This window comes from Butyrivibrio sp., from assembly GCF_017635265.1.
GTDB lineage: Bacteria > Bacillota > Clostridia > Lachnospirales > Lachnospiraceae > Butyrivibrio.
Window position 1 is genome coordinate 21,731 of sequence record NZ_JAGBLU010000027.1, and the last position, 13,115, is coordinate 34,845.

At 37.5% G+C, this 13,115-nt stretch carries 10 protein-coding genes; 3 read left to right on the forward strand and 7 right to left on the reverse strand.

Annotation, left to right across the window (positions count from 1 at the left end; genetic code table 11):
• Positions 1-304: 304 nt before the first annotated feature.
• Positions 305-784, reverse strand: a complete 480-nt coding sequence (locus tag J6O61_RS03515; protein WP_292209664.1) for a hypothetical protein — start codon at positions 782-784, stop codon at positions 305-307.
• Positions 785-1,353: 569 nt separating this feature from the next.
• Positions 1,354-1,824, reverse strand: coding sequence for a methylglyoxal synthase (locus tag J6O61_RS03520; RefSeq protein WP_292209667.1), 471 nt, complete (start codon positions 1,822-1,824; stop codon positions 1,354-1,356).
• 140 nt (positions 1,825-1,964) lie between these two features.
• Between J6O61_RS03520 and J6O61_RS03525 the strand changes: the two genes are divergently transcribed.
• The gene (locus tag J6O61_RS03525; protein ID WP_292209669.1) at positions 1,965-3,293 is read left to right on the forward strand and encodes an MATE family efflux transporter; all 1,329 of its coding nucleotides are present in this window, start codon (positions 1,965-1,967) and stop codon (positions 3,291-3,293) included.
• A gap of 110 nt (positions 3,294-3,403) precedes the next feature.
• On the opposite strand, the gene J6O61_RS03530 is transcribed toward J6O61_RS03525, so the two are convergent.
• Entirely contained in the window at positions 3,404-4,342 is a 939-nt protein-coding gene (locus tag J6O61_RS03530; RefSeq protein ID WP_292209673.1) for a phosphatase PAP2 family protein, read from the reverse strand.
• A 233-nt stretch (positions 4,343-4,575) separates the two neighbouring features.
• Complete coding sequence (locus tag J6O61_RS03535; RefSeq protein ID WP_292209675.1) at positions 4,576-5,022, reverse strand: ferritin-like domain-containing protein; 447 nt, start codon at positions 5,020-5,022, stop codon at positions 4,576-4,578.
• Positions 5,023-5,221: 199 nt separating this feature from the next.
• Here J6O61_RS03535 and J6O61_RS03540 point away from each other — a divergent pair, with 199 nt between their 5' ends.
• Positions 5,222-5,782 (forward strand): M48 family metallopeptidase, encoded by a 561-nt coding sequence (locus J6O61_RS03540; RefSeq protein WP_292209676.1) that lies wholly within the window; start codon positions 5,222-5,224, stop codon positions 5,780-5,782.
• On the opposite strand, the gene J6O61_RS03545 is transcribed toward J6O61_RS03540, so the two are convergent.
• Positions 5,768-7,273 (reverse strand): 2-oxo acid dehydrogenase subunit E2, encoded by a 1,506-nt coding sequence (locus J6O61_RS03545; protein ID WP_292209680.1) that lies wholly within the window; start codon positions 7,271-7,273, stop codon positions 5,768-5,770. The two genes, J6O61_RS03540 and J6O61_RS03545, sit on opposite strands and share 15 nt — an antisense overlap.
• On the reverse strand, positions 7,270-8,007 hold the full coding sequence (locus J6O61_RS03550) for a lysophospholipid acyltransferase family protein (RefSeq protein WP_292209683.1): 738 nt from the start codon (positions 8,005-8,007) through the stop codon (positions 7,270-7,272). The genes J6O61_RS03545 and J6O61_RS03550 overlap by 4 nt, the downstream gene beginning before the upstream one ends.
• 174 nt (positions 8,008-8,181) lie before the next feature.
• On the opposite strand from J6O61_RS03550, the gene J6O61_RS03555 reads away from it, so the two are divergent.
• Positions 8,182-11,697, forward strand: coding sequence for an FtsX-like permease family protein (locus J6O61_RS03555; RefSeq protein ID WP_292209685.1), 3,516 nt, complete (start codon positions 8,182-8,184; stop codon positions 11,695-11,697).
• Between the two features lie 7 nt (positions 11,698-11,704).
• On the opposite strand, the gene J6O61_RS03560 is transcribed toward J6O61_RS03555, so the two are convergent.
• Entirely contained in the window at positions 11,705-12,913 is a 1,209-nt protein-coding gene (locus J6O61_RS03560) for an ATP-binding cassette domain-containing protein (RefSeq protein ID WP_292209688.1), read from the reverse strand.
• Positions 12,914-13,115: the final 202 nt, after the last annotated feature.

Sequence of the window (13,115 nt, forward strand, 5' to 3'; positions counted from 1 at the left end):
CCTAGATTCGGAACCTGAGGCAGAAAAAAAGCCACACCGCAGGTGCTTGCCCTTTACTGGTTCTGATGGAAACGCTACAATGCTGTGTCAGACGGTGTGCGAAAATCTACTGTTCCAATCATCCTCGCCGTCGGCAAGATGGCTGCTGCGCTTCCATCAGGTTCAGTCAAGGGTGGCGTACGCAACCGATTCACTTACAACCATACAAAGTTTGAATTCTTTTGCTTATAATAATACTTTCGCACATATAAAGGGATAGTATTTTGACGTAAGCTAAATGCTTCATTTGCATTTCGCTTTTTGATCATCCTACCTTCTTAAGTACCATATCATTTGACCATGTATAACTCTCTGTGTTTGATCTTCTTCCAAGATAACGTTTGGTCGTGAAAAGTACAAACTGAACAATTCCACAGATCAAAAGCTCTATCGCCGAAAACGCAAGAGCAAAGCCCTGTTCTTCAACGCAAAGCTCTCTGATCATCCCAATCACAACGATAGCTATAGATAATGATGATAGTGAAAAAAGAATATTCACTTTAACTCTGCTTACTGCAGAGAGAGTTGACATAATGCATAGGAACACGAGCATACTTCCATTTAAAGCAAGAGCACTTCCGTGAATAAAAGCATCTATCATTATATTTGTAATAAATATATCCCTGCTAAAGCTAATTACACCTGCCACAAGCATAGCCATTCCAAATATCAGTTCTGCAAGACCAAGCATCATAAATGCTAAAGTTATATCGTTAATTTCCCTCATACGAACAATCTTCTTCATACAAACCTCCCGTTTTCTTCTGTTTTTGGTTCCGATATTTTATACGAACCAAAATAAGAAAAGTCAAAAAATCTATATTTAGTATAGTCGGGATATCGTACGAAAACGATTAAGAAAGTATAAATTATAGTAAATATTTAATAATAAATCTTAAGCAAAATACTATATCTAGTGTGGCTGTTTTTATATTTCTCGACTATATTGCTTAGATATAATTTGCAATCTACAAGGCGGAAGATGGAGTCGATGGGCGTCCATCGACGACTGATGACAACGCAGTAGATTCAAATTATAGCAAGCATATAGTCGAGTTAATATAAAACAGCTACACCAGCCACACCGCTAGGTGCTTGCCCTTTACGGGTTCTGATGGAAACGCTAAAATGCGGTACCCGACGGTGAGTGAAAATTCACTGTTCCCATCATCCTCACCGTCGGCAAGATGGCTACTGTGTTTCCATCAGGTTCAGTCAAGAGTGGCGTACGCAGCCAATCCACTTACGTACATACAAAAAGAGAGCATTCTGTCCGAAGCTAAATGCTTACGTCAAAATACTCTCCTAAGTCTTTTACAGCAACGTCTCTGCTCTGTGTTCTATATTCTGTCTAAAATTGATAACGTCATGATCATACTCTTCATCCATATATGATGAATGAAGCAAAAAGTCTGCTGTAGCTTTATTGTTAGCAAAAGGAATATCATAAACCTGCGCAATCCTCATAAGCGCCTTAACGTCGGGATCGTGAGGAGCAGCAGTTAAAGGATCAGAGAAAAAGATTACGAAGTCCACTTTTCCTTCTACAATTTTGGCTCCAATCTGCTGGTCTCCGCCAAGTGGACCTGAATTGTAGCCCCTTACAGGAAGTCCTGTTGCATCTGTTATCATACGAGCCGTAGTTCCTGTACCGCACAAAAAGTGCTTATTCAGTATTTCAGCATTATCCTTGCACCATTTTATAAGTTCAGCCTTTTTTCCATCATGTGCAATAAGTGCTATGTTTTTTTGCTTTTTAATAGTCAGAGTAATTGTTTCTGCCATATTTCCCTCCAGGTATTTTACTGATATCCATTATATATCAATGATTATTCCAGTAAAATACACAAAAGTTCATAATTTCCATATTTTCGGTGTGTTATAATTATTTTATGAAAAAATCTAATACAAATCTTAATCGAACAATGACAAATATGATAGAAGGGACTCTTTTAGACAAAATAGTCCTGTTCGCACTTCCTCTTGCCATGACAAGTATCCTGCAGCAGCTTTTTAATGCAGCTGATCTTGCTGTGGTAGGACGTTTTGCTTCCCCCCAGGCCATGGCCGCTGTAGGAAGTAATTCCTCTGTAATAAATCTTATAATCAGTTTTTTTGTGGGACTGTCGGTAGGAGCCAACGCCCTGATTGCCATGGAAATAGGCGGCGGTCATAAGGAAAGGATCAATGAGACCGTACACACCGTTATTACAGTTTCTCTCATCGCCGGATGTTCGCTTATTGTAATTGGCTTTTTTGTGTCTAAGCCTCTTTTGATACTGATGGCTGCACCAACAGAGGTTTTAAGCCTCGCAATCCTTTATCTTCGGATTTATTTTTTTGCCATGCCTGCACTTATGATATACAACTATGGCTCTGCAATACTCAGAAGTAAAGGTGATTCCAAAAGACCTCTCTATGCCATGATTCTTTCAGGCATCATCAATATCATATTGAATCTGATATTTGTAATTATCTTCCATCTTCATGTAATAGGAGTTGCCCTTGCTACCGTTTTTTCAAACATGTTTGGTGCAGGACTTGTTTTATACTTCCTTATGACAGAAGATGCTACTTTCAGATTAAGCTTTAAAAAACTTAGTGTAAACAAAAATTACCTTCTTAAGATGATGCAGATTGGACTTCCGGCAGGATTACAGGGCGCTGTTTTCTCTTTGTCAAACGTAGTCATTCAATCTACGGTAAACAGCTTTGGTGCTGATGCTATAGCAGGTGCTACAGCGGCAGCCAATTTTGACTTCATATCCTACTGCGCCATGAGTGGATTTGCTCAGGCGGCTGTAACCTTCACCAGTCAGAATTATGGTGCCAAAAGATATGACAGATGTAAGAAGGTTTTCAGAATATGCATGAGTTGCGGAATTGGAGCATCGGTTGTTGTAGTCATCATTCTTAGCCTGTTAAGATATCAGGTAATAAATCTTTTTACTACTGATCCGGCCGTTATAGAATATGCCATGATAAGAATTAACAGTGCTTTCTTATTCCACTATCTTATCGGAACCTATGAAATAAGCGGAGGGTGCCTTAGAGGTATGAACCGCTCACTTTTCCCGGCACTTATTTCAATATTTGGAACCTGCATATTCAGACTGATATATGTTTTTACCTATATTCCAACCCATCACACCTTCAGTTCTCTGTTCCATGTATATCCACTTTCATGGCTCCTTACAGGTGCCGTAACTATAAGTGTATACTTCATAGTAAGAACAAAGGTTTTTAAAGAGTAATAAAAAATATCCCGGTCTGGACCTTAGATCCATGACCAGGAATCTTTTTATTCTCATGCAGCATTATATGCAGTTTTTTGTCTCCGGTTCTAAATCCATATTCTCAATTATTATTTGCACTCTTTTTTTAATACGATTGGCCATACACACATAGCAAAAAGAAGCATTATGCAACGAGCAAGTAAATGTCCCCAATGTGGTCCAAATGCTGCAACAATTGTTGCCGGTGCAAACAGCTCTTTCCACACAAATGTGATTGCTACTCCTATACACACAAGTAAAGGAAGATTTCTTGAGCCAAACGGAATTTCATAGTGAATATAGTGACGCTCTATAAAACTTCCAATCAGGAAACCAATAAATGCGCCACAGGCCTTAAAACAATCATTCATCATCTTCTGCGGATCAACCAGAAGGCTTCCGGATGCGTCATAATCCATCGGATATGGCTTTACCTGAATATATATCAGAGAAATAATAACAAAAATGACTCCTGCAAAAGTCAGAATATCTATCAGTTTTTCATTGCCTTCTATTTTCTTTGAAACTGCCAGAACAACGCAAATAATGATAATTGACTCTATAAAAGCAACCAAAACATCCTGAGGAGTATGCACTCCAAGGAAATTTCTCGAAAAAGCGGTAAGCAGAATCAAAACACCGCAAAGAATAGAAATTCCTTTTCGCTTATCTTTCTGCCAGGCTATGACAGTCCCATAATTTGTTGTTGCAGTTCTTGTGTGACCACTTGGAAAAGAATATCCGGTTGCCGCTACTTTGGAATCACCAGCAGGTTCAATTAAATCCGACCTTATCCATGGACGATAAGCACAAACCGTAAGTTTGATAAGTCCATTGATAATTTCTCCAAAGAAATGGTTGGTCAGAAAAATGTAGCCCCATCTCTTGTCAACTCCCCAAAAGATCACAAAGGGAAGAAAAGGCAAAATATCAACGGCAAACTTCGAAATGGCATTAAAAAACTCATCAAACAATCCTCCGGTAGCATTTCGAAGTTCCTGTAACCACAATAAGTATTGAATATCCATAGCGTTTTCTCCTTCTTATGTAATTGCGTATATATTTTTATTGTATCACGTTTTGTTATTGATGAGAAAACACCTTGAGAAAATGTAGCAAAATATTCAAATTGTTTCACTCCAGTTCCTTATATACAATGAAAGCATGCCGCAAGCGACATGCTTTCCTCAATCATAGTTGCATTTATGCAATCAATCCATTTTCCACGGATATGTATCTTAAAAGGATTGCTTTTATTCTTTTACCCAAGCTGTTCGATCAAATAGTTTTCATACCCTATCTCTTTGATAAGATTAAGGTGCTGTTTAACCCAACTGTAGTGTTCCTGCTCATCAACAATAAACTGCTCAATCATTTTTTTAGTAACGTAATCATCCTCAAACATAGAAAGACACTTGCTCATCTCCGGAAGCGCCTGCGCACTGTCCTTACAGTCATACTCCAACATTTCTTTTATATCAGTAATAATGGGGTATTCTTCAATAGCTACAACCGGTGTCTCACCCAGCTGAATAAGTCGTTCATTTACTTTTTTGGCTTCGTCCCACTCTTCATCTGACTCAGCCATAATCTTATCAGCAAGCTTTCCAAAGCCTCTCTGCTTAAGAAGCTGAGCATGAATAGAATGCTGCTGAGAATTTCCAAACCAACCTTTTGCAAAACCTTTAAGTAGCTCGATCTTTGTCATATAAATACCTCCTTTATGCAATTAATATTTCTATAACCCTTTTTAAACAGCACCATCCTATACTTAACGCTCTATCATTTTATTGTGCTATTTAATTGTTTGCAATTCATATCTTAAACCTTATTTTTTGTAAAAGCAATACACTAAATATTAAAAAAAGTATAAAATAATTTTTATATTGTTTTGAAAGGGGTAATAAATGTTACCAATTAAATTAGTCAGAAGTAAAAGAAAAACTTTATGTATAGAAGTAACCTCCGACTGCCGGGTTATAGTAAGGGCACCGCTACGAATCTCTGAAAAGGAAATAAACAACTTCATTGGCGAAAAAGCTGACTGGATTGAAAAAAACTTATCCAAAATGAATGAACGTCAGAAAATAAAGAAAATAAATGAAGAGAATTCAACGCCTCTAACCGAACAGGATATACGCCTGCTTACTACCAGAGCCAAACGAATAATCCCTGTTAAGGTAAAAAAATATGCAGACATAATCGGAGTTGATTATGGCCGCATAACGATCAGAATGCAAAAAAGCCGCTGGGGAAGCTGCAGTTTTAAAGGAAACCTCAATTTCAACTGTTTGCTAATGAACGCCCCGGAGGAAATACTGGACTATGTAATTGTACATGAGCTCTGTCACAGAAAAGAAATGAATCACTCTCCCAGATTCTGGGCTCATGTGGAATCTGTTTTGCCTGATTACAAAAAGTGCCGTAAGTGGCTTAAAGATCACGGAAATGAACTATATTTCTTTTGAAAGCTCGCTCTCTAAAAGCTCTGGATTTTCAATGAGCTTCTGAACAAGCCTTAATGATCTTCCATAATAAAAACCATCAGAAATTCTCTCATCCAGTGTGATTGCAAGATCAATCACTCTCTTCATGGTAACATTTCCGTCTTTGTCATAATAGGGCTTATATTTCTTGGTTCCAACTATGACAAATATGGAGTTTGTTCCCCAATTCATAAGATGATGATAACCGATATCCATTCCAAGAGATCCCAAATTGGTAAGTACTACAGAACACTGATAAGGATCTGTGGCAATCACAGACTTTGGCATCCAGCCGTGTCTGTCTAAAAATCTGGCTGCTGCTCCTATACAATGCTTGGCAGGAAGCTTCTTTATAAAATTCATAGCATCTGTGGATTCATCATCCTGAACTTTACACTTGGCTATCTGATCTCTGACTTTAAAGCTTATGCTTTCAAGGGTGTCGGTATCTTCTGCAACGATTCTGGCAAGAGTCTCATCTCCATCATCTCTGAATTCTTTTTTTACAGTAAATGCGGCAGTTATAGCGTTTCGCTGATACATAGTCTGATTTGCTATAAAGCGGTTCATCTGCGGACGATGTCTTAAGGTTTTTAGCATCGCTGCAATAATGATATCAAAAATGGCTACTCTGCTCTCAGGATGGTTTTCATTGTATTTCTTAATGTAATCTTCGGTTTTTGATATATCAACAGAAAGTTTCATATACGCTTCATTATCACATCTGTTTGGATACATAAGAGGCATAACATAATGCATAGCATCAATATCTCTTATCTGTACCCCATCAGATCTGTCGCCTAATCTTCTTTTTCCCAACTTAATATTCCTCCAAAACAGTAAAACTTCCAGAAACAAATATAATACAACTGCAGCCCATACATCGGTAAATGAGTGCTGCTTAACAAAGCAGACTGAAATACATATAAGAAATCCCCATATTGTTATAAAAGCCTTTTTCCATAACCTGACGCCATTCCACGTAATCCAGGCAGAAAGCACAGCCAATGTGTAACCTACATGAAGTGAGGGACATACTCCTGTAGGAGTATCTACCCCATATATTATCCCCAGGATCCATGTACAAAAATTGGTGTACTCAAAATGATCAGGACGAAGATATTGAACAGTTGGCCATACAATATACGTTATAACTGATATTATCTGCATTCCTACTATTATCTTCTGTGCCCTTAAAAAGCTCTCTATATCATAGAGCGCAAAAACAAGTAACGATCCTGCCATAAAAAAGTACCAGGAAACATAGAAAAGTACAAAGTACTCATTAAAAGGTATGATGTCATCCACAGGGCTATGAACTATATGGCATCTGCTTTCGGGGATCAGACGTTCCGTAACAAAATACATAAAAAAGTAAGCAATCCAACCGATAAGAAGCAGTAAATGTCTATATTCTTTACTTGTAATATTTGATAATCTAAGTTTTCTATAATCTACAACAGGTCTTTTCATGATTTTCTTTCATTAAACGGATAATTCTTTTTTGATACATTGGGATATGGTACAACCCTGTGCCTTAGCAGGCTATACGCAATCTCAGAAATACTCTCCTGCAGATATTTGCAGATTCTATCTGCCTCAACATCCACTTTAGAATCAGGGTCATACATAACAGGCTTTCCAAAAACAAGCTTTTTTAGTTCAGGGCAAACGTACATTGGAACAAAAGAAACTGCAACATTATTCTGCCTATAGTAATACTTGGCCACATGAACAAAGCCCCTTTGAAATTCATGAACAATGTTATTGTACTTTGTATAATCTTCCGGAAAAATAACTATAGCGGCGCCAGCTTTTAGCTTATCACAAGAAAGCTGAAAAGTCTTCAGCACACGCCTATCTCTATATACCGGAATCGTATCTGCATTGGTAAAAATGAGCTCTGAAAGCGGAGGAATGATATGGGAAAAAAGTTTAAAGAAAGGTCTTAAAAGAAGCGGCTTTTTTGACCAGAAATCCTTGTATGCATAGTCTGCAACTTTGTCCCTTTCCATCATTTCAGATATACACCAGGTGTAATGGTTTCCCGGAAAATATAGCTCAACTGCAAGAGGACCAAAGGCCTGTGAATGGTTTCCCACAATTACCGACGGTCCATGAGAAAGATTTTCAATACCTTCAACCTGATAAACAGGAAATACCGCTGATACTATTCTTTTTATAACGAGATAAAGAGAACTCTTCACTTCCAACTCCTCATATTCTTAATTCAAACCAACTAAAAAAGTATACAACTTTTTCAGTATATTAGCCATACATAATCCTTTAAGAAATCAGTCGAAATCAAACTTGTGGTATAATTGTTTTATAGACTACTAATGCTCTGTATTTCAAGAAACAATAATAGTGGAGATTTCTTCATGCTGAAAGTATGGCTAATTGACGCACTCCGTAACATTAAAGTAAGAATAGTATCCTGGCTTTCTATAGTCACAATAGTGTTTATTGGAACAACGCTCATTTTAGGCCTGTACTTCGGTTCATCTACTGTAAAAAAAGCCAGTTCTTCTTTTATATTGCAACAAAACTTCAAGGACTTTGATATATCCTGCAATATGGGAATTAAAGAAGATGAAATTGCCAAGATAAAAAGCTTTGATGGTGTAAATGAAGTGGAAGGGCAGATTTCCTTTCCAGGTGAATTGTCGCTAGATAATAAAAGCACAGGCGTTACTGTCCTTTCAACCACGGAAAAGATCAGCACTCCCACAGTAATTGAAGGAACGCTGCCTTCTTCTGAGTCCGAATGTATAGTTTCCTACAGCGCCCTGAACAAAATTGGGGCAAAAATTGGTGACGAAATTATAGTAAATATTGCATCTGCCAGATTCGATGGCATTATTTCCAATAAGAAATACAAAATAACAGGAATTGCTTCCCATCCGGATTATATGGTCAACATTTCTACAGATTATATTGTCCTTCCACTCTCATGCTTTAACACATCTACTCTGTCCTTTGACTACTCCAATGTCCTTATAGATGCTGATATTACAGAGGATACCTTCTCAACATCCTATAAAAAAAGAAGTACACAGATAAAGAGCTTATTGGAAGACCATATCTTTTCAATGTCAGATGAAAGGATCCTTACCCTTAATGAAGAACTTAACAATGAGTATGACAACGCAAAAGAAACAATTAATGAAGAACTCTCTAAAGCCAAAAGTGAGCTTGATAAGAACATTAACACTTTCAAATCCGGTATAGATACTGCCCGCATCACACTTGAAAATGGCGAAGAAGAATTAAATACTATCAAAGCCACCGCTGAAAAAGAGCTTGCAGAAGCAGCTGCAAAAATACAATCCGGCGAAGAAGAATACAATACGATGCTTACAGATGGTAAGTCTCAGCTCGAGCAGGCAGAAAAAGACATGGAAAAAGAGCTAAATGATGCAAAGTTTCAGCTCTTCGATGCCTTTTTGACTCTTGATGCTTCGGAAAAATATCTTAAAGAAAAAGAAGCTGAATACGCAGAAGGTCTTGAAAAGCTCGCTGAGGGAAAAGAAAAACTTAACGAGGGTTATGCAAAATACAATGAAACAACAAGCATGCTTGACAGTGTAATAAATGACAGCGTCATAGAAGAAACTATCAGCATTCTGGAATCCATTGAAGGAACTGAAGAAACTATTGAAATACTAAGAGATGCCGAAGGAAAAAATACTATTGAAAGATATCAGCAGCTTTTTGTGGCCTATGACAATGCCCCTGAAAGTTTTCACGATGCTTTTTCAAATATAGGTGATATAGATTACGCCATACAGCAGTTTTCCAATTTAGTAAACATCAAAGAGGAATTGGAAGAAGGTCAAAAGAAATACGATGACAGTTTGGAAATGTTAAATGAAGCCAGACAAATGCTAGACCAAGGCTGGTACGATCTCCAAAAAGGTCAGGAGAAACTTGAAGAGGGAAAAGCAGAACTGGCCAAAAGAGAACCTGAAGCAAGAAAGCAGCTTGAAGATGCCAAAAATGAATTTGAAGAAAAAAAGGCCGAAGGTGCAGCTAAGTTAGAAGAAGCAAGGAATACTCTTAGTTCTAAAAAAATAGATGCAGATGAAACAATAAAAACTCTTGAAGATAAGCTTTTACTTGCAAAAGATGAATATGCCGATCAAAAAGAAAAAGGTGAAAAAGCAATCATTGAAGCTACTTTAGAATATAACAATGCAAAAAAAGAAGCTGATAACAAACTTGCTGAATATATGCAGCAAATTGAAACAGCCAAAACAACACCATGTACATATGTTGTGCAATCTAGAGATGTAAATTTTCCTTATGTCCAGACTAAATCATACATGAAGGCTATTAACGGCTTTTTCGCTGCTTTTACACCTTTATATGCAAGCATAATTGCAATAGTTTGCTTTTTTACCATGACTATTATCATAGAGGAACAAACCAGCCAAATCGGCACTTGCAAAGCCTTCGGAATGCATGAATCGGAAATCATGCGAAAGTATATTATTTTTGGTGTATCAGCTGCTCTTTTAGGTGCCGGCACGGGCATAGCAGGAGGCTTTGCGATAGAGAAACTTCTTATCCATACCATGAGAAACAATTTAGCTTTTCCTCTAAGTGGCACAGGGCACAATATCCCAATGATCATACTACTGCCATCAATTGAGGTTCTTGTAACAGCTATAGCAGTCTTTTGGTCCTGTCACAAATATATACATTGCTCTGCTGTTGGACTTATAAATGGCAACGAGCCTGTTAAAAAATACGCAAAAAAAGCAGGAAAAAGCTTTACCAATGGTGTGTATTTTAAACTTATAATACGAAATCTTTTTACTGATATAGGCAGGGAAATTGTCTCAATAGTTACAATCGTAATATGCGTATTTGTAGTAGGATTTGGAATTGATATAAAGCTTGCCTACGAAGGAGCTCTAAGCCGCCAGATGTTTGATATATGGCATTATGATCTGTCTGTAACAGAATCAGGTACTATAACTGATGAAGAAAAAGAGTATTTGAAAGAAGCAATCTCTGAATATGAAACGCTTTATCTTCCTATCAGTGCTGGAGTTATCACCAAAGATAACTCTCAGATACTTACTACAATAATATGCGTCGATAACATGGAGAATTTTGAAAAGTTTTACACATTAAAAGATGAATATGGGAAAAACATCTCTCTTACTGATGATGGAGTACTGATAACAAAAGAGATGGAAGAAAAAAATGGACTTTCCAAAAATGACACTCTTCATTTGATAAGTGGGAATCTGAAAGACTCAGAAGTTAATGTTCAGGAAGCTTTTATGCTTTACGCGGGGAAAACCATTATTATGACAAGGGATTACTATGAAAAAGTATTTGGACAGGCTCCTGATCCAAATACCTATTATATAAAAACTACAGATCAATCCCCAAAGGAGCTTAAAGCCAAATTATCTGAAATTCCGGGCGTTTCAACTGTTGATCTCACAAAAGATTTGAGAGATGGAAATATGGCTGTAGTTAGCTTATATAACACAGTCGTTGCTATAGTAATAATATTCTCAGTACTTCTTACATTTATGATTCTTTTAAACTTAAGTAACATACTTGTAGCTCATAGAATGAGAGAACTTCTTACCATGCGCGTAAATGGCTTTTACAATTCACAGGTTATAGGATATCTTGTGCGTGAGATTCTCCTGACTAATATTTTGTCCATGGTCATTGCACTTACATTTGGAATACCACTTACAGGAATCATCATCAAAAGCCTCGAAACTGACGCCTTTATGTTTGTAAGAAGTCCCTTTGCTTTTGCCTGGGCGGCATCAGTCGTAATAAATGCCCTGTTCTCCATAGTGATAAACTATATTGCTTTTAAAAAAGTTAATTTGGTTCCTCTTACCAGCATAAACAAATACTGATTAAAAACTACCAGGAAAGATCTAAAGCGTGCACAGGCCACAGATTGACTCTGATACTTGATATTTTTCCATCTCTTACTCGTATGACTCTGTTAGCCATCTTGGCAATTTCTGCATTATGAGTAACCATAACCACTGCGGTGTGCCTCTTTGTAATAAGCTCTTCTATAAGCGCAAGAACCTCTTGCCCCGTTTCAAAATCAAGAGCCGCGGTAGGTTCATCTGCTAAAATGATTCTGGGGTTTTTTACTATTGCCCTTGCAATTGACACTCGCTGCTGTTGTCCTCCGCTCATCATTGAAGGATAATTGTTGGCACGGCTGCTAAGTCCAACCATATCAATAGCTTCTGCAGGATCAACAGGATCCTTGCATATTTCAGATATAAACTTAACATTTTCAAGAGCTGTAAGATTGGGCATAAGATTATATGACTGAAAAATAAAGCCAATATAATTTCTCCTGAATTCAACCAGCTCTTTTTCTGTTGGGCGGGAAAAATCCTTGCCATCAAGAGTTATCTCTCCTGTTGTAGGACTATCCATACCTCCGATTATATTAAGAAGCGTTGTTTTACCACAACCACTCTCTCCCAATATTACAAGCAGTTCATTTTCATAAACATCAAGATCTACTCCCTTAAGGACATGGGTTACATCCATTCCGGAAGGGTAATCTTTAGTAATACCTCGAAGAGTCATTATTGCTTTCTTGTCAGAATCTGCAACATAGGAATACCCATTTTCATTGATAAAAAGAGTGATGATTCCTGCAAAAGAATGAATAAGGGCTATATCCTCTTCCGGTATCTGATCCTTATCCATATTTACTATTTCAACACATCCAACTGTCTCTCTTCTATAAATCATAGGCATAAAAAAAGCATTGCTAATCTCTATGCCGGATATCTCATCCTTTCCTCCGGGGAACCGTTCGTCTTTTGAAGTGTCAGAAATATGTATAGCCTCCTTAGCCTTACATGCTTCGCCAATTATTCCATGGTCCTTTTCAACTGAAAAACCTGCAATATTATCCTTTCCAATAGAAACTATGCTGTTTATCAGCCCTGTATCATCATTTTTAAGCCATATTGCCCCTGAAGAAGCACCAATCTCTGAAACAAGTGCTTCAAATGCGTCTGTCAAAGCACTTTCCACATGCTCATCTTCAAGAAGCTGCATTATTTTCCATAGAACCTGTGTATTAATTCCTTTCATTCCATCACTCCTTCTATAGATTAATTGTACAAACTTTTTAACGGTATATCAAACACAACTTTAAAAAAGTGCCTGCGGCACCTCAACTCCCCTGCCCCTCACTCATGAGGGGTTAGGGTTGTTTTTTGCCCTAAATCCTTCATAATGATATCTATGAAACGTAATACACTACAGGAACTGTTCCGAGATCACTATGAAGAAA

What these genes read in the sequence shown, in the direction of transcription:
- J6O61_RS03520 (WP_292209667.1), bottom strand. Translation starts at nt 1,824, where the DNA reads ATGGCAGAAACAATTACTCTGACTATTAAAAAGCAAAAAAACATAGCA.
- J6O61_RS03545 (WP_292209680.1), bottom strand. Translation starts at nt 7,273, where the DNA reads ATGAAAAGACCTGTTGTAGATTATAGAAAACTTAGATTATCAAATATT.
- J6O61_RS03535 (WP_292209675.1), bottom strand. Translation starts at nt 5,022, where the DNA reads ATGACAAAGATCGAGCTACTTAAAGGTTTTGCAAAAGGTTGGTTTGGA.
- J6O61_RS03560 (WP_292209688.1), bottom strand. Translation starts at nt 12,913, where the DNA reads ATGAAAGGAATTAATACACAGGTTCTATGGAAAATAATGCAGCTTCTT.
- J6O61_RS03525 (WP_292209669.1), top strand. Translation starts at nt 1,965, where the DNA reads ATGACAAATATGATAGAAGGGACTCTTTTAGACAAAATAGTCCTGTTC.
- J6O61_RS03530 (WP_292209673.1), bottom strand. Translation starts at nt 4,342, where the DNA reads ATGGATATTCAATACTTATTGTGGTTACAGGAACTTCGAAATGCTACC.
- J6O61_RS03555 (WP_292209685.1), top strand. Translation starts at nt 8,182, where the DNA reads ATGCTGAAAGTATGGCTAATTGACGCACTCCGTAACATTAAAGTAAGA.
- J6O61_RS03540 (WP_292209676.1), top strand. Translation starts at nt 5,222, where the DNA reads ATGTTACCAATTAAATTAGTCAGAAGTAAAAGAAAAACTTTATGTATA.
- J6O61_RS03515 (WP_292209664.1), bottom strand. Translation starts at nt 784, where the DNA reads ATGAAGAAGATTGTTCGTATGAGGGAAATTAACGATATAACTTTAGCA.